Consider the following 16,214-nt stretch of genomic DNA (forward strand, 5'->3'; position numbering starts at 1 on the left):
AATCAGCCAATTCAGGTTTAAACTTCAGTAAATTCACGAATTTAAGTACCGACAATGCCCACAAGAAAAACCTGTGCCCACTGTGGCTCTGACGCCCTCATTCGACTCTCAAGCATCGACTCATTGCTCTGCAGCGACTGCAAGCAGTACACCAACTGGAAGCTGAAACCGAGTGAAGCGTCTATGCTCATCGAGGGACGTGTCGGTGAGGATGATGACAGCCAGGTGACCGGTTGCGTTACGCGAACCCCTGCCGAACTTGAGATGGATGACGACTGAGTGGCGAGCTGAGGAGCTTACTCCCCAGTCGCTTCATGCTCTTCGGGAAGCATCCAACTGCTCAGTCGGTTCTGTAGCAGATCGACTCCCTGCTTCTTCAGTGCAGAGAATACCTGCACGCTCACCTTGTCGCCGAGCACGGCTTTAAGCTCTTTGCGTAGTTTCAGCAGCGTACTTTGTTGCGGACCACGCTTGAGTTTATCTGCTTTGGTGAGCAGGACATGCAGTGGAATACCGGTCGCCTGACACCAGCCCACCATCATCTCATCGAACTCCTTCATGGGATGACGGATATCCATCACTAGTACAACGCCCTGAAGACACTCGCGCTTCTGCAGATACTCATCAAGGTGCTGCTGCCAGTGCTGCTTCATTGCTACGGGTACCTTAGCGTAGCCGTAACCCGGTAGGTCAACGATGCGCAGTCCCTCGATATTAAGCGAGAAGAAGTTGATCAACTGAGTGCGTCCTGGCGTCTTCGAGGTGCGTGCCAGGCTTGTCTGCTGGGTCAAAGCGTTGATCGCACTCGACTTGCCGGCGTTTGAACGCCCTGCAAAGGCTACTTCCGCACCGATATCTTCCGGACACTGGTTCAACTTGGACGCACTTATCTGAAACTTGGCGGTGTTGAAGTGGATTTTTGGCGTTTCTTCAGTCATCTATAGCTCGCGGTTCGACGCTTATTACCAGAAAATCGGTTTTAGAAACGCCTTATAAGGTTTATAATGCCGCCAATTTTAGCGCCCTAGCGACAGAACCACCACAAAAGTTCAGCGTAAATTGGGTAAGCAAACGAATTGCAAGCAAGTTAATTGGAAGTCTAAACGATGAAAAATCTTGTTATAGGAACACTGCTCACGTTCGGTCTAGTTGCCGGTGCACAGGCTGCGGGTGACGCAGAAGCGGGACAGACTAAGGTTGCTGTATGTGCCGGCTGTCACGGTGCTGATGGTAATTCTGCTGCCCCTAACTTTCCAAAGTTGGCGGGTCTAGGTGAGAAGTATCTGTTCAACCAGCTGAAAGATATCCAGTCTAAGAAACGCAACATCGTAGAGATGACTGGCCTGCTAGACGCCTCTTCGGAGCGAGATCTGGCTGACATGGCGGCTTACTACGCGGGTCAGAAGCGTCAGGGTGGTCAGGCTGATCCTGAGCTGGTTGCTCTGGGTCAGGAGATCTACCGTGCAGGTGATGAGTCAAAAGGCTTGGCAGCATGTACAGCCTGTCACGGTCCTACCGGCGATGGCCTGGAATCAGCTGGCTTCCCAGCACTCGCTGGTCAGCACGCAGCATACATCGAGAGCTCACTAGTTAAGTTCGCCAAAGGCGAGCGCGACAATGTGATGATGATGGGCGTTGCTAAAAAGATGAGCGAAGCTGATATGAAAGCGGTCGCTTCCTACATCCAGGGCCTGACCAAGTAAGGTCTGGCACCTGTTAAAAAAAGCAGCTTAGGCTGCTTTTTTTGTCTCTGTCGAAAGCTGTTCAGCATTGTTGCTAGGTTTCAGCTAAGATTCAGCCCACACACCTTTACTATAGCGATAACAGAAACTTATTCGGAGATAACAATGACTAATCGCCTTACGCAGTGGTTTGTTGCAGCACTTTTTGGACTGAGTGCCCTGACAGTGCAGGCGCAAGAGTGGATTGCCGGTGAGCACTACCGTGTAATTTCTAATCCAGTCCCAACTGCAGATGCAAGCAAGGTCGAAGTTGTTGAGGCTTTTGGCTACTGGTGCCCGCACTGTAATGCGTTCGAGCCGATGCTGGCGCCTTGGTCAAAGCAGTTGCCGGCGGATGTAAGCTTCGAGAACATGCCGGTGGTTTTTAGCCGTAGCCACGAGTTGATGGCCCGTGCCTACTACGTTGCTGATCTGCTGGGTGTGAAAGAGAAAGTGCACCAGGCAATATACGATGCACTGCATCTGCAGCGTGTCCGCTTCCGTGACGCTGAGCAGGTTGCCGATCTGTTCGCAGATTACGGTGTAGACCGTGATCGTGTGCTTAAGGAGATGAGCGGCTTCTCCGTAGGTATGAAGTTGAAGATGGGCGCTTCGCGAGCCAAGGGTTATGAAGTGCAGGGCGTGCCGTCTATGATCGTTAATGGTAAATACATCGTCAGCGCTTCTGAGGCCGGCAGCAATGCCAATATGCTCAAGGTAGTCGAGCATCTGATCGAAAAAGAGCGCGCGGCTAATTAATTTGCCTTATCCAAAGGCTCTAGCGACCGCCCCAACTGGGGCGGTTGTTTTTTGTGGGGACTTTAACTGGCATAATGCCGGCTTAACTTATCTGTCTGAGTATCAGCAATAGTGCAAACCATACTAAGGTTGCTGCGCATCTACTGGGTTATTGCGCGCTACCGTCTGGATACCTTCCTTGATCAGGCTGCCTTGCCTGCCTATGTTCGTCTGCTTGTTAAGTTGCTGCCTTGGCGCTTGTTTTTTTCAGCGCGTGCCAGTTCAGCCGAGCGACTGCGTTTGGCGCTGATTGCCCTCGGTCCGGTATTCATTAAATTCGGGCAGACACTCTCAACTCGCCGCGACCTGTTACCTGAAGAGTTGGCGAATGAGCTAGCGAAACTGCAGGATCGAGTGCCTCCGTTCAGCGGTCAGGAAGCACGAGCGATAATCGAAAGGCAGCTACAGCAGCCAATCGAAACGCTGTTTGCCGAATTTGATCCAGCTCCACTTGCTTCCGCTTCAGTCGCTCAGGTTCACCCCGCCCGTCTTCATGACGGGACAGCCGTAGTCGTAAAGGTTATTCGTCCGGGCATCGATAAGGTAATCCGCCAGGATGTGGAGCTGCTCTATACGCTGGCTCATATGGTGCAGCGCCTCTGGTCTGAAGGGCGGCGGTTGCGTCCCGTAGAAGTGGTTGCCGAGTATGAGCAGACGATCATCGATGAGCTTGATCTGCGCAAAGAGGCGGCTAATGGCTCACTTTTAAGGCGCAATTTCGAGGGTTCCACTAGCCTCTATGTGCCAGAGATCTTTTGGGATTATACCCGTCCTCGTGTACTGGTGATGGAGCGTATCTCGGGGATCCCGGTGGCTGATGTTGAGGCGTTGCGCGAGCAAGGTACAGACATGGAGAAGTTGGCGGAGCGTGGTGTGGAGATCTTTTTCACCCAGGTCTTCCGAGACTCTTTCTTCCACGCCGATATGCACCCCGGCAACATCTTTGTTTCGCGTGATAACCCCTCCGACCCGCAATACATTGCGGTCGATTTCGGTATTGTTGGTTCGCTGAACGCTGAAGATCAGAGCTATTTGGCGCGTAATATTCTCGCCTTCTTTAAGCGTGACTATCGTCAGGTAGCACAGCTGCACATTGACTCTGGTTGGGTGCCGCCCAATACCAACGTTCAGGCATTTGAGACGGCGATTCGGTCAGTCTGCGAGCCCATTTTTGAAAAACCGCTGAAGGATATCTCCTTTGGTATGGTGCTATTAGGGCTGTTCCAGACCGCTAGGCGTTTCAATATGGAGGTGCAGCCGCAGCTTATTCTGCTACAGAAGACACTGCTCAATATTGAAGGCTTGGGTCGTCAACTCTACCCCGACCTGGATCTGTGGAAGACCGGTAAGCCTTTCCTCGAGAACTGGATGCGTGAGCGCATGGGCGTGAAGGCAGTGCTAAAGAATCTTAAGCAGCAGGCGCCCGATTGGATTGAGAAGCTGCCGCAAATTCCGCAGCTTATATACGACAACCTTCAGCAAGGCCGCACGGCGCAGCATCAGCACCTCGAGAATTGGGAGAGCTTGCAGCAGAGTTGGGATGTGCGTCGACGCAAAACGCGCCGTTCACTGCTATTGGCGGCAACCCTTGCCGCAGTTGCATCGCTTATGCATCCTACGTTGGCGCATGAGGTCGAGGTGCTGCCCTGGTTTACCTGGGTGCCTGTTGTCGCGTCTTGGTGGTTGATCTGGCGCGCGTAAGAGAGATGAAAATGAGTACTGACTGGTTAAACGCGATTAAATGGGATGATAAGGGGCTGGTACCAGCGATTGCGCAGGATGCCGAAACCAACGAGATCCTAATGGTAGCTTGGATGAATGCTGAGTCGTTGGAGCTGAGCATACGCGAGGGTCGCGCTATCTATTGGTCGCGTTCGCGTCAGAAGTTGTGGCGCAAAGGTGAAGAGTCTGGCAATGTTCAGCAGCTTAAAGAGATGCGTTTGGACTGTGATGCGGATGTTGTCCTCCTGAAAGTGGAGCAGATTGGCTCAGTGGCCTGTCATACAGGTCGACGCAGTTGCTTTTATCGTAAGCTAGACAGCAATACGCTTAGTTGGGAGACGACCGACCCGGTTTTGAAAGATCCCAAGCAGATGTATAGCAAGTAGGGACAAAAGGTGAATATGGTTATTGAGCAACTCGCTGGTATTCTGGAGGAGCGTAAGGGCGCTGATGCAGATTCGAGCTACGTCGCGAGTCTCTACGCTAAGGGATTAAACAAAATTCTTGAGAAGGTTGGCGAAGAGTCCACCGAGATGATTATCGCTGCAAAAGATGCAGAGAAATCCGGTGAGAAAGCTGATCTGGTTTATGAAACCGCTGATCTTTGGTTCCACTCAATGGTCGCTTTGTCGCACTTGGGAGTATCACCTAACGAGGTGGTTGAGGAGCTGGGGCGACGCTTCGGTTTATCAGGCCTTGAAGAGAAAGCAAATCGCCCTAATAAATAATAGAGTTTTACATCTATTCGACTTATCTTTACGAACAACAACAAAGTTACTCTAGGAGAGACACAATGGGTTTTGGTGGAATCAGCATTTGGCAGTTGGTGATCGTTCTTGGCATCATCATTTTGCTGTTTGGTACTAAGAAGCTGCGTAACCTGGGCGGTGACGTAGGTTCGGCCGTTAAAGGCTTCAAGAAAGCAATGAACGACGACTCTGCAGATCAGAAAAAGATTGAATCAGAAGATAAAGATGCAGAGTTCAAAAAGGACGATGTAGCCGCGAAAACTTCTGAGAACACTGAGTCTAAATAATCTCCTATGTTCGATATCGGTTTCGCTGAGCTAATGGTGGTAGCCATCATGGGTCTGGTTGTACTTGGCCCCGAAAAGCTACCGACCGCAGCACGGACAGTAGGTCTGTGGGTTGGCCGTATACGGCGATCGCTTAGCTCTATTCAGCGCGAAGTTCAGGCAGAACTCAAAGTTGAAGAACTCAAGCGCACAGCTGCGGTCAGCAAAGAGCAGGTAGACAAGGAGCTTAACGAGATGTCGCAACCCTTCTCCAAGCCTTTTGGAGAGGACTCACCTGCGCAGAAGGCAGCGATGGATCCACCGCAGATGGATTTTGACCCCGCTTCTTTCACCGCTGATCCTGCTGTCAAAGAAGCCTATGCTGCAACAGACGCCGGGAGCGTTGAGCAGTCAGAGGCTGTTGAGCAGGAGATTGCGTCAGCGCATGAAGCCGACACCCATGCCCCTGAATCCGAGTCGAGCGATACTAAGCGAGACGTATGAGCAATCCTAAAGCAGTAGATCAAGAGCAGCCGCTCGTAGCGCATCTAATAGAGTTGCGTCAGCGGGTGATGCGGATGTTGTTAGCAGTGCTAATAATATTTCTTGGGCTGTTCTACTTCGCTAACGACCTATATACCTATCTGTCGGACCCACTTACTGCACTGTTGCCAGAGGGCACCAGTATGATAGCGACCGATGTAACTTCGCCGTTCTTTGCGCCATTCAAGCTAGCGCTAGTATTGGCGATATTTATCGGTATTCCTTTCATCCTGCATCAACTTTGGGGCTTCATTGCTCCGGGACTGTATGAGAATGAAAAGCATCTGGCGGTACCGCTGTTGCTCTCGTCGATCCTACTCTTCTATGCCGGTATCGCATTCGCGTACTTCGTAGTCTTCCCGCTGATATTCGGCTTCTTTACCAGTGTGGGGCCAGAGAATGTTGCGGTGATGACGGATATCAGTAGTTACCTCAACTTTGTACTGAAGCTTTTCTTCGCTTTCGGTGTAGTGTTCGAAATTCCTATCGCGACACTACTGCTGATCTGGTCGGGTGCTACAACGCCTGAGAGCCTCACTAGCAAGCGTGCTTATGTAATTGTTGGCTGCTTTGTAGTCGGTATGCTACTGACGCCACCGGATATCATCTCTCAGTCTCTGTTGGCAGTGCCAATGTGGCTGTTGTTTGAGCTGGGTGTGATTATGGGTCGTATCTTTACTCGTGGTCGCAAGGATGAGTTAGATGATGAGTTCGAGGCTGCAGAGGCAGAGGACGCATTAAATCGAAATGATTCGGACTATTAAGACGCAGCATTATTGTGCAGTGCAAAACGGTCAGCTTATGCTGGCCGTTTTAGGTTTCTGACGCAGAGAAAATGGTCGGTATCGGCGTGACGATCGAAGCTGGTAATACCGCGATGAGTGTTTAGCCCAAATGCATAACCGAAGAGTGAGTCACTACTCCAGTAGTCAGTCTGTTCAATAAAGAGCCTTTGTTGATTGCCGTAGTTCAATGCAAGAAGCTCAATCATTGTTGGTAAGCGCCAATCGCTTGCAAGAGCGCTACACTGCTGAGCCGAGTCGTTCCAGCTAAACTGCTCGCTACTTATATGCTTTGTTTGCAACCCCGTCGGCTCGGTCTGTAGGACAGCAACTGTCAAGATAGTGAAGCCGCCGACTAGGGCGCTGATACCTGTAACAAAAATTTTCTTAAGCATCACTCTAGATCCACTGTTTGTTTAGGACTTGATAAAGCAGATAACGGGCCAATCTGAACTTTGTCGCGACACAGGAAAATTATTTCAAAGTTTTTACATTTTTTTGCAGATGCGTTGTTGACTTAAGTCGTAGGCATAGTAATATACGCGCCTCGCTTGGGGAGACAGCGGCAACGCGGACTACCGGCTACAAGCAACGCTCTTTAACAAATAGATCAAGTAATGCGTGTGGGCGCTTGTCAGGATTAGGCAACAAAGCTTAATCAAGACAAGCAACCTATATGTGAATTCATTTAGCGTAATGTTTTTCTTGAGCAGATTTAGATGGAAAGCCTTCGGGTTTGAAATCGAAAACTTTTAACTGAAGAGTTTGATCATGGCTCAGATTGAACGCTGGCGGCAGGCCTAACACATGCAAGTCGAGCGGTAACAGAGATAGCTTGCTATCTGCTGACGAGCGGCGGACGGGTGAGTAACGCGTAGGAATCTACCTAGTAGTGGGGGATAAGCCAGAGAAATTTGGTCTAATACCGCATACGTCCTAAGGGAGAAAGGAGGGGATCTTCGGACCTTTCGCTATTAGATGAGCCTGCGTAAGATTAGCTAGTTGGTGAGGTAAGAGCTCACCAAGGCGACGATCTTTAGCTGGTCTGAGAGGATGATCAGCCACACTGGGACTGAGACACGGCCCAGACTCCTACGGGAGGCAGCAGTGGGGAATATTGGACAATGGGGGCAACCCTGATCCAGCCATGCCGCGTGTGTGAAGAAGGCCTTCGGGTTGTAAAGCACTTTCAGATGTGAGGAAAGGTGAGTAGCTAATACCTGCTTACTGTGACGTTAACATCAGAAGAAGGACCGGCTAACTCCGTGCCAGCAGCCGCGGTAATACGGAGGGTCCGAGCGTTAATCGGAATTACTGGGCGTAAAGCGCGCGTAGGTGGTTTCGTCAGTCAGATGTGAAAGCCCAGGGCTCAACCTTGGAACTGCACCTGATACTGCGGAACTAGAGTACGATAGAGGGGAGTGGAATTTCCGGTGTAGCGGTGAAATGCGTAGAGATCGGAAGGAACACCAGTGGCGAAGGCGACTCCCTGGATTGATACTGACACTGAGGTGCGAAAGCGTGGGGAGCAAACAGGATTAGATACCCTGGTAGTCCACGCCGTAAACGATGTCAACTAGCCGTTGGGTAACTTGATTACTTAGTGGCGCAGCTAACGCGATAAGTTGACCGCCTGGGGAGTACGGTCGCAAGATTAAAACTCAAATGAATTGACGGGGGCCCGCACAAGCGGTGGAGCATGTGGTTTAATTCGAAGCAACGCGAAGAACCTTACCTACTCTTGACATCCAGAGAACTTTCCAGAGATGGATTGGTGCCTTCGGGAACTCTGAGACAGGTGCTGCATGGCTGTCGTCAGCTCGTGTTGTGAAATGTTGGGTTAAGTCCCGTAACGAGCGCAACCCTTGTCCTTATTTGCCAGCACTTCGGGTGGGAACTCTAAGGAGACTGCCGGTGACAAACCGGAGGAAGGTGGGGACGACGTCAAGTCATCATGGCCCTTACGAGTAGGGCTACACACGTGCTACAATGGCCGGTACAGAGGGCTGCGAACTTGCGAGAGTAAGCTAATCCCAGAAAACCGGTCGTAGTCCGGATTGCAGTCTGCAACTCGACTGCATGAAGTCGGAATCGCTAGTAATCGCGAATCAGCATGTCGCGGTGAATACGTTCCCGGGCCTTGTACACACCGCCCGTCACACCATGGGAGTGGACTTCACCAGAAGTAGCTAGCTTAACCTTCGGGAGGGCGGTTACCACGGTGGGGTTCATGACTGGGGTGAAGTCGTAACAAGGTAGCCGTTGGGGAACCAGCGGCTGGATCACCTCCTTAAACGATAGCCGAGTCCTGGCAAGCGTTCACACGCATTACTTGATACTGACCTTCTCTTTGAGAGATCAGTATTTTGTCGCTCTTTAAAAATTTGGATCTGAAAAAGTCGTGCTAATTGACCTACTCTAGCCGGGTAGGGAGTTAGCACAAGATTGTCTTGTATTGTTTGATACAAGCGCCAACCGGCGTAATCAATCGTTACGAACCATTCAGTTGATCAGACACCTTCGGGTTATATGGTCAAGTGAATAAGCGTGCACGGTGGATGCCTTGGCAGTCAGAGGCGATGAAGGACGTTGTAACCTGCGAAAAGGTTCGGGGAGCTGGTAAACAAGCTTTGATCCGGACATGTCCGAATGGGGAAACCCACCCGCTTGCGGGTATCTCTTTACTGAATATATAGGTTTAGAGAGGCGAACCTGGGGAACTGAAACATCTAAGTACCCAGAGGAAAAGAAATCAACCGAGATTCCCTTAGTAGCGGCGAGCGAACGGGGACCAGCCCTTAAGCTGTTTAAGTCTTAATAGAACACTCTGGAAAGTGTGGCCATAGTGGGTGATAGCCCCGTATATGAAAAGTCTTTTACAGTGAAATCGAGTAGGACGGGACACGTGTTATCCTGTCTGAATATGGGGGGACCATCCTCCAAGGCTAAATACTCCTGACTGACCGATAGTGAACCAGTACCGTGAGGGAAAGGCGAAAAGAACCCCTGTGAGGGGAGTGAAATAGACCCTGAAACCGTGTACGTACAAGCAGTGGGAGCCGACTTAGTTCGGTGACTGCGTACCTTTTGTATAATGGGTCAACGACTTACTTTCAGTAGCAAGCTTAACCAGTAGGGGAGGCGTAGGGAAACCGAGTCTTAATAGGGCGCATAGTTGCTGGGAGTAGACCCGAAACCGGGCGATCTATCCATGGGCAGGTTGAAGGTTGAGTAACATCAACTGGAGGACCGAACCGACTACCGTTGAAAAGTTAGCGGATGACCTGTGGATCGGAGTGAAAGGCTAATCAAGCCCGGAGATAGCTGGTTCTCCTCGAAAGCTATTTAGGTAGCGCCTCATGTCTCACCTTGGGGGGTAGAGCACTGTTTCGGCTAGGGGGTCATCCCGACTTACCAACCCGATGCAAACTCCGAATACCCAAGAGTGCAATCATGGGAGACACACGGCGGGTGCTAACGTCCGTCGTGAAAAGGGAAACAACCCAGACCGCCAGCTAAGGTCCCAAAGTTCTAGTTAAGTGGGAAACGATGTGGGAAGGCTCAGACAGCTAGGAGGTTGGCTTAGAAGCAGCCACCCTTTAAAGAAAGCGTAATAGCTCACTAGTCGAGTCGGCCTGCGCGGAAGATATAACGGGGCTCAAACTAGACACCGAAGCTGCGGATGCCTTAGGGCATGGTAGAGGAGCGTTCTGTAAGCCGTTGAAGCGGAAGCTGTAAGGCACCGTGGAGGTATCAGAAGTGCGAATGTTGACATAAGTAACGATAAAGGGAGTGAAAAACTCCCTCGCCGGAAGACCAAGGGTTCCTATCCAACGTTAATCGGGGTAGGGTGAGTCGACCCCTAAGGCGAGGCTGAAAAGCGTAGTCGATGGGAAGCAGGTTAATATTCCTGCACCTCGCATAACTGCGATGGAGAGACGGAGAAGGCTAGGCTAGCGCGGCGTTGGTTGTCCGCGTTTAAGGATGTAGGCTGAGGAGCTAGGTAAATCCGGTTCCTCTTAAGGCTGAGATCTGATGACGAGCTTCTATATGAAGTGAAGTAGTTGATGCCCGGCTTCCAGGAAAATCTTCTAAGCTTCAGGTTATGTGGGATCGTACCCCAAACCGACACAGGTGGTCAGGTTGAGAATACCAAGGCGCTTGAGAGAACTCGGGTGAAGGAACTAGGCAAAATGGCACCGTAACTTCGGGAGAAGGTGCGCCGGTTTTGGTGATGGGACTTGCTCCCTAAGCTGAGGCCGGTCGAAGATACCAGGTGGCTGCGACTGTTTATTAAAAACACAGCACTCTGCAAACACGAAAGTGGACGTATAGGGTGTGACGCCTGCCCGGTGCTTGAAGGTTAATTGATGGGGTTAGCTTAGGCGAAGCTCTTGATCGAAGCCCAAGTAAACGGCGGCCGTAACTATAACGGTCCTAAGGTAGCGAAATTCCTTGTCGGGTAAGTTCCGACCTGCACGAATGGCGTAACGATGGCCACACTGTCTCCACCCGAGACTCAGTGAAATTGAACTCGCTGTGAAGATGCAGCGTACCCGCGGCTAGACGGAAAGACCCCGTGAACCTTTACTATAGCTTCACACTGAACTTTGACCTTACTTGTGTAGGATAGCTGGGAGGCTTTGAAGTGGAGACGCCAGTCTTCATGGAGCCAATCTTGAAATACCAGCCTGGTAACGTTGAGGTTCTAACTCAGGTCCCGGAACGGGATCGAGGACAGTGTGTGGTGGGTAGTTTGACTGGGGCGGTCTCCTCCCAAAGAGTAACGGAGGAGCACGAAGGTACCCTCAGGCTGGTCGGAAATCAGCCAATGAGCGCAAGAGTATAAGGGTGCTTGACTGCGACACAGACACGTGGAGCAGGTACGAAAGTAGGTTCTAGTGATCCGGTGGTTCTGTATGGAAGGGCCATCGCTCAACGGATAAAAGGTACTCCGGGGATAACAGGCTGATACCGCCCAAGAGTTCACATCGACGGCGGTGTTTGGCACCTCGATGTCGGCTCATCACATCCTGGGGCTGAAGCCGGTCCCAAGGGTATGGCTGTTCGCCATTTAAAGTGGTACGCGAGCTGGGTTTAGAACGTCGTGAGACAGTTCGGTCCCTATCTGCCGTGGGCGTTTGAGATTTGAGAAGAGTTGCTCCTAGTACGAGAGGACCGGAGTGAACGAACCTCTGGTGTTCCGGTTGTCACGCCAGTGGCATTGCCGGGTAGCTACGTTCGGACGGGATAACCGCTGAAAGCATCTAAGCGGGAAGCCCCCTTCAAGATGAGATCTCACTGGACCTTTGAGGTCCCTAAAGAGCCGTTCAAGACTAGGACGTTGATAGGCTGGGTGTGTAAGCGTTGTGAGGCGTTGAGCTAACCAGTACTAATTGCTCGTGAGGCTTGACCATATAACGCCAAAGTTGTCTGAGGTGTGCTGATTAGAAGCACATCAAGATGAACAACTGAGTGGTTTAAGATTGATTACGGTTGTAGCTTGTATCAATCGATACAGACAAAGACTTTTTCGCTGATCTGACCCAACAAGGTTCAGACAGACAAGATCCGAATTAGCTAGTAGCAGTGCAAAGCAGCAGCTAAGCACATAGAAAGCGCAAAACTAGCAACCAGTTTTGCCTGGCAACAATAGAGCCGTGGAACCACCTGATCCCATCTCGAACTCAGTAGTGAAACGCGTCATCGCCGATGGTAGTGTGGGGTTTCCCCATGTGAGAGTAGGTCATTGCCAGGCACCTAATAAAGCAAAAACCCCATCCACGTTGTGGATGGGGTTTTCTGCTTTATAAGCCACTGCAAGCAGTGGCTACACAACAAGTTCAAGGCGGAGTCACACTGAATATCTACCTCAGCGTGCACTGGGAAGCACTTCAAGGAGGGCAGCCTTGCAGGCTGCAGAGTAGGGCGTCGCCTTTCGCGCATCCATGCGCTCGGCGACATAAAACCATCCTGGTTTTAATTGCCGATCGCTGCGCGATCCCTTATCCCGATACCCCTTGTATTCAGATGTCTTGTGCCTAAATTCGAAACTCAACCGGTAGGTGTCCTGAGACTCTTGATTTACAGGGATGTAAATCACGAAGCGATACACGGACGTCTCGAGCGGGTCTTAGGACATCTGCCGGTTGGGTTACCCAGACCTAAGCTAGTTCAGTTCGTTTCTAGGTATACCACCATCGTATCCGTTCACTACGGCATCGCCTTATCGTGCATCCATGCACTCGGCGATGTAAATCCATCCAGGATTTAACCTGCCGGTTGGGTTACCCTCGCAAACAGATCATTTTGCCGGCGGTATGAACGCCATTTAGCGTTGCTTTTCCTATCCACATCCCCTAGCCTCAGCACATGCATTTTATCCTGATCATTATTGGTGTGGTTCTGTTCATTTACTGGCGGTTTTTTCGGCCGCGTCAGCTTGAGGTGATCATTCTTTCGGTATTGGCGACTATCGCGACGATGACGCTGGTGGCAGTTGTTGCTGATGATGTGAAGCTAGGCTTTATGTTTGTGTTGTCGATTATGGGGTGGAGTCGAGCTTTTCAACATCTGCTGCGTCAGAACTCACCGTTGGCGGTGAAGCTCAAACGCTTCTTAGGCCGTTAACTGAGGCCTTCCAAAACCCTTCAAATTCATCTGCTGGCATGGGTTTGCCGTAGAGGTAGCCCTGAGCGTTATGACAGCCCTCAGCTATAAGGAATGCTGCCTGCTCCGCCGTCTCTACACCTTCAGCAATAACTTCCATATCCAAACCGTTACCCAGCTCTACTATGGTTTTCGTCAGTGCCATATCGGCCTTGTCGTTGGGTAGCCCCCGAACAAACGACTGGTCGATTTTCAGTTTGTTCATTGGGAGGTCTTTGAGGTAGCTAAGCGAGGAGTAGCCTGTACCGAAGTCGTCAATCGCGATAGTGACTCCAAGTTCTCGCAAGGCTCGCAGTTGACTGATTGAGCGTTCGGAACGATCCATAACGAATCCCTCAGTTACCTCCAGCTCAATCTGTTTACTCTCCAGGCGGTACTGGCTCAGTAATGCGCCCAAACGTGTCACTAATCCTCCGCGGCTAAGTTGCAGTGAGGCAACGTTAAGGGCTAAATGATTTACGTTGAGACCCGATTGCTGCCAGCTACTCATCTGTCTGCAACCCTCCTCTAAAACCCAGTCACCGATCTCAACGATTAATCCTGACTCCTCTGCGATAGGGATGAAGCGCGCTGGGGATACAGTGCCGAGGACTTTGTGATTCCAGCGTATAAGGGCTTCAGCGCCTATAACTTCCCTGCGCTTCATATTGATCTGGGGTTGGTAGTAGAGAACCAACTCTTCTCGCTCTGTTGCCTGACGAAGGTCATTTTCGAGGAGTAAGACTTCGAATGCTTTGCGCGTCATCTCCTCTGTGTAGAACTGATAGGTGTTGCGGCCCTGGGCTTTCGCGTGGAACATTGCGGCGTCTGCGTTGCGCATCAGTTCAGATGCATTGGCTCCATCCTCGGGGTAGACACAGATTCCCATGCTCGCCGTCATATTAACGATCTGGTCTGGCAGCTCGATCGGGGCAGCTAGCGCTCGTTGAATTCTCTCGGTCATGAAGCCAAGTTTAGCGATATCTTCGATATCCTCGAATAGCAGAACAAACTCGTCACCGCCAACTCTCGCGAGTGTATCGTCATCGCGAACTACGTGGCGCAGGTTATTTGCCACGTCCGCAATTAATTTATCGCCAACCGTATGGCCGTAGCTCTCGTTGATATGTTTAAAACGGTCCAAGTCCAACATCACTAGAGCGACCCGATTGCTGGTACGGTTAGCGTGGCGGATTGCCTGCTCAACTCGCTCAACCAGAAGCGCTCTATTTGGCAGGTCTGTAAGCGCATCGTAGTGGGTAAGGTGCTTCAACTTCTCTTGTGAGCTTTTTAGCTTCGAGATGTCGGAAAAGATGCCGACGTAGTGAGTCACCTCGCCCTGCTCGTTCTTAAGACTGTTTATAGTCAGAAGTTCGGGGAAAACCGCTCCGTTTTTTTTACGGTTCCATATTTCGCCCGACCAGCGGCCGCTCTCTTTGATGGTTTTCCACATCTCTTTGTAGAAACCTATTGTATGGCGCCCGGATGAGAGAATCGCAGGCGTTTTGCCCACGGCATCCTGTTGTGAGAAACCGGTTATCTGGCGGAAAGCATCGTTTACCTGCACGATGCGCTTATTGGCGTCAGTCAGCATGATCCCCTCTGCCGTATTCTCGAATATCTTGGCTAAGAGTTCGATGCGTCTATTGAGTCGCTGCAGGTCGGTAATATCGGTCAGGGTGATTAAATAACCCCGTTTATTGTGAGCTTCGTTCTGCAGTGTTTTGCATTGAAGCTCGAACTCCTCGCCGCGACCACTGGCTTGTATAACACTGTCTCCGTCTGAGACCAGCTCCCCAAGACGCTCGATCAGCGGTTGCACGTCGCTTTTCGCTAGTTCAGGCAGGTCCCTAAGTTTTTGGCAGCAGGCTTGGGGCTGGGTAAGGCCAAAATAGCTATAGAAAGCCCGATTCGCCCTGCGAACACGAGAATCTGCATCGAGAATCAGGATCTGCTGCTCAGCTTGGTTTATCGCCTCCGTCCACTCAAATTCGGTATCTGCAAGGCGGGTCTCTATGTTTTTCTGTCCTGTGATATCGGTCACGATTGAGGTCAGTCCCAGTAACTCCCCCTCGGCGTTATAGCGATAACTCCAATCAATACGTACCCATATCGCTTCGCCTGTCTTGGTTAGATTATTTGCGATAATGGGTGAGGGTATTGGTCTATCTGCGATGATGTGGGTCAGGTAGTCTCGCGTATCTGCCCTGTCTTGGTCAGTCACGGTGAAGTCCCAGATTTTGCGCCCTATTAACTCGCCTTTGGCATAGCCGAGTATGTTGCGATGTGCTTTGTTACTGAAGGTTATTGTTCCCTCTAGGTCATTTTCCTGTATCCCGTAGGGTAGTGCGTTCAAAATTGAGCTGAGGCGGCTCTCTTTGGCTTCAAGTTGAGCGCTAGCCGCTACAACCTCTGTTACGTCTTGGACGGTACCAACGGTCCGTAGCGGTGTACCGTCGTTTGCATAGGCTGTCATACCGCTCTCGTGAACATATTTGATTCGCCCGTCCGGCAACAACAAGCGATGGGTGAGGCCGTAAGGACGCCGCTCTTCAACCGATTCAGTAAAGGCCTGGTTAAGCAGTTCGCGATCTTGAGGATGGATCAGGGCCAAGAAAGATTCGTATGAAGCGGGTGAAGTCAGTGGATCGAGCTCAAAGATTTTATAGACCTCTAGTGACCACCAAAGCGAATTTTCTAGCAGGTCGAGCTCCCAGCTCCCGACATGACTGAGCGCCTGAGTCTTCGCCAGATGAGCAAAGAGCTTCTCGCGACTCGACAGATGTTGCTTTTCAGGTTTGGGTTGAGCTGACATTGGGGCCTCAATTCAGGGAGCGACCGGTTTATATCTTCGCTGTTTTCAGGGTTTTGTAACTTTAGTAGAGGCCCAACGAGCGTCAAATAGGCAGTCGTGACAGATAAGAAGCTTGTTACAGTTATTTGTAAAAAATTTAGCTAAACTATCGGACCCCAAAATCTGAGTGT

Annotated in this window: 13 protein-coding genes and 3 rRNA genes; 13 read left to right on the plus strand and 3 right to left on the minus strand. The window is 50.9% G+C overall.

Going from position 1 to position 16,214, the window contains the following annotated elements; translation table 11 throughout:
* Nucleotides 1–54 precede the first annotated feature (54 nt).
* Nucleotides 55–279 carry a hypothetical protein gene (locus AC1WNR_RS00330; protein ID WP_481642573.1) on the plus strand — a complete coding sequence of 75 codons (225 nt, stop codon included), beginning with the start codon at nt 55–57 and terminating at the stop codon, nt 277–279.
* Nucleotides 280–296: 17 nt separating this feature from the next.
* On the opposite strand, the gene yihA is transcribed toward AC1WNR_RS00330, so the two are convergent.
* The gene (yihA, locus tag AC1WNR_RS00335; RefSeq protein ID WP_481642574.1) at nt 297–938 is read right to left on the minus strand and encodes a ribosome biogenesis GTP-binding protein YihA/YsxC; all 642 of its coding nucleotides are present in this window, start codon (nt 936–938) and stop codon (nt 297–299) included.
* A gap of 168 nt (nt 939–1,106) precedes the next feature.
* Here yihA and AC1WNR_RS00340 point away from each other — a divergent pair, with 168 nt between their 5' ends.
* The 8 genes from AC1WNR_RS00340 to tatC all read left to right on the plus strand — a co-directional run bounded on the left by AC1WNR_RS00340 (nt 1,107) and on the right by tatC (nt 6,563).
* Nucleotides 1,107–1,703, plus strand: coding sequence for a c-type cytochrome (locus AC1WNR_RS00340; protein ID WP_481642575.1), 597 nt, complete (start codon nt 1,107–1,109; stop codon nt 1,701–1,703).
* Nucleotides 1,704–1,847: 144 nt separating this feature from the next.
* Nucleotides 1,848–2,480 (plus strand): thiol:disulfide interchange protein DsbA/DsbL, encoded by a 633-nt coding sequence (locus AC1WNR_RS00345; protein ID WP_481642576.1) that lies wholly within the window; start codon nt 1,848–1,850, stop codon nt 2,478–2,480.
* A gap of 111 nt (nt 2,481–2,591) precedes the next feature.
* Nucleotides 2,592–4,220: a ubiquinone biosynthesis regulatory protein kinase UbiB gene (gene ubiB, locus AC1WNR_RS00350; RefSeq protein ID WP_481642577.1), complete on the plus strand. Its 1,629-nt coding sequence runs from the start codon at nt 2,592–2,594 to the stop codon at nt 4,218–4,220.
* 11 nt (nt 4,221–4,231) lie between these two features.
* Nucleotides 4,232–4,627, plus strand: coding sequence for a phosphoribosyl-AMP cyclohydrolase (gene hisI / locus AC1WNR_RS00355; protein WP_481642578.1), 396 nt, complete (start codon nt 4,232–4,234; stop codon nt 4,625–4,627).
* 15 nt (nt 4,628–4,642) lie between these two features.
* On the plus strand, nt 4,643–4,969 hold the full coding sequence (locus AC1WNR_RS00360; protein ID WP_481645343.1) for a phosphoribosyl-ATP diphosphatase: 327 nt from the start codon (nt 4,643–4,645) through the stop codon (nt 4,967–4,969).
* A gap of 65 nt (nt 4,970–5,034) precedes the next feature.
* Nucleotides 5,035–5,277: a twin-arginine translocase TatA/TatE family subunit gene (tatA, locus tag AC1WNR_RS00365; RefSeq protein WP_481642579.1), complete on the plus strand. Its 243-nt coding sequence runs from the start codon at nt 5,035–5,037 to the stop codon at nt 5,275–5,277.
* 6 nt (nt 5,278–5,283) lie between these two features.
* Nucleotides 5,284–5,760 carry a Sec-independent protein translocase protein TatB gene (gene tatB, locus AC1WNR_RS00370; RefSeq protein ID WP_481642580.1) on the plus strand — a complete coding sequence of 159 codons (477 nt, stop codon included), beginning with the start codon at nt 5,284–5,286 and terminating at the stop codon, nt 5,758–5,760.
* Nucleotides 5,757–6,563, plus strand: coding sequence for a twin-arginine translocase subunit TatC (tatC, locus tag AC1WNR_RS00375; RefSeq protein ID WP_481642581.1), 807 nt, complete (start codon nt 5,757–5,759; stop codon nt 6,561–6,563). Before tatB ends, tatC begins: the two co-directional genes overlap by 4 nt.
* A 35-nt stretch (nt 6,564–6,598) precedes the next feature.
* Here the strand turns inward: tatC and AC1WNR_RS00380 are convergent, their stop codons facing one another.
* Nucleotides 6,599–6,976 (minus strand): Lcl C-terminal domain-containing protein, encoded by a 378-nt coding sequence (locus AC1WNR_RS00380; protein WP_481642582.1) that lies wholly within the window; start codon nt 6,974–6,976, stop codon nt 6,599–6,601.
* A 358-nt stretch (nt 6,977–7,334) separates the two neighbouring features.
* On the opposite strand from AC1WNR_RS00380, the gene AC1WNR_RS00385 reads away from it, so the two are divergent.
* The 4 genes from AC1WNR_RS00385 (at nt 7,335) to AC1WNR_RS00400 (ending at nt 13,211) form a co-directional block, all read left to right on the plus strand.
* A 16S ribosomal RNA gene (locus AC1WNR_RS00385) occupies nt 7,335–8,874 on the plus strand.
* 238 nt (nt 8,875–9,112) lie between these two features.
* Nucleotides 9,113–11,998: ribosomal RNA gene (locus AC1WNR_RS00390) — 23S ribosomal RNA — on the plus strand.
* A 225-nt stretch (nt 11,999–12,223) separates the two neighbouring features.
* Nucleotides 12,224–12,339: ribosomal RNA gene (rrf, locus tag AC1WNR_RS00395) — 5S ribosomal RNA — on the plus strand.
* The 16S, 23S and 5S rRNA genes sit together here, the layout of an rRNA operon.
* A gap of 614 nt (nt 12,340–12,953) precedes the next feature.
* Nucleotides 12,954–13,211, plus strand: a complete 258-nt coding sequence (locus AC1WNR_RS00400) for a hypothetical protein (RefSeq protein ID WP_481642583.1) — start codon at nt 12,954–12,956, stop codon at nt 13,209–13,211.
* Here AC1WNR_RS00400 and AC1WNR_RS00405 read toward each other — a convergent pair.
* Nucleotides 13,189–16,044, minus strand: coding sequence for an EAL domain-containing protein (locus AC1WNR_RS00405; RefSeq protein WP_481642584.1), 2,856 nt, complete (start codon nt 16,042–16,044; stop codon nt 13,189–13,191). The genes AC1WNR_RS00400 and AC1WNR_RS00405 overlap by 23 nt on opposite strands.
* Nucleotides 16,045–16,214 lie beyond the last annotated feature (170 nt).

The organism is Marinobacterium marisflavi (assembly GCF_982447095.1).

Bases quoted from the DNA above. Each gene is read 5' to 3' on its own strand.
- hisI (WP_481642578.1), top strand. From the start codon at position 4,232: ATGAGTACTGACTGGTTAAACGCGATTAAATGGGATGATAAGGGGCTG.
- AC1WNR_RS00405 (WP_481642584.1), bottom strand. From the start codon at position 16,044: ATGTCAGCTCAACCCAAACCTGAAAAGCAACATCTGTCGAGTCGCGAG.
- AC1WNR_RS00345 (WP_481642576.1), top strand. From the start codon at position 1,848: ATGACTAATCGCCTTACGCAGTGGTTTGTTGCAGCACTTTTTGGACTG.
- AC1WNR_RS00360 (WP_481645343.1), top strand. From the start codon at position 4,643: ATGGTTATTGAGCAACTCGCTGGTATTCTGGAGGAGCGTAAGGGCGCT.
- tatA (WP_481642579.1), top strand. From the start codon at position 5,035: ATGGGTTTTGGTGGAATCAGCATTTGGCAGTTGGTGATCGTTCTTGGC.
- yihA (WP_481642574.1), bottom strand. From the start codon at position 938: ATGACTGAAGAAACGCCAAAAATCCACTTCAACACCGCCAAGTTTCAG.
- AC1WNR_RS00380 (WP_481642582.1), bottom strand. From the start codon at position 6,976: ATGCTTAAGAAAATTTTTGTTACAGGTATCAGCGCCCTAGTCGGCGGC.
- AC1WNR_RS00340 (WP_481642575.1), top strand. From the start codon at position 1,107: ATGAAAAATCTTGTTATAGGAACACTGCTCACGTTCGGTCTAGTTGCC.
- AC1WNR_RS00330 (WP_481642573.1), top strand. From the start codon at position 55: ATGCCCACAAGAAAAACCTGTGCCCACTGTGGCTCTGACGCCCTCATT.
- tatC (WP_481642581.1), top strand. From the start codon at position 5,757: ATGAGCAATCCTAAAGCAGTAGATCAAGAGCAGCCGCTCGTAGCGCAT.
- tatB (WP_481642580.1), top strand. From the start codon at position 5,284: ATGTTCGATATCGGTTTCGCTGAGCTAATGGTGGTAGCCATCATGGGT.
- AC1WNR_RS00400 (WP_481642583.1), top strand. From the start codon at position 12,954: ATGCATTTTATCCTGATCATTATTGGTGTGGTTCTGTTCATTTACTGG.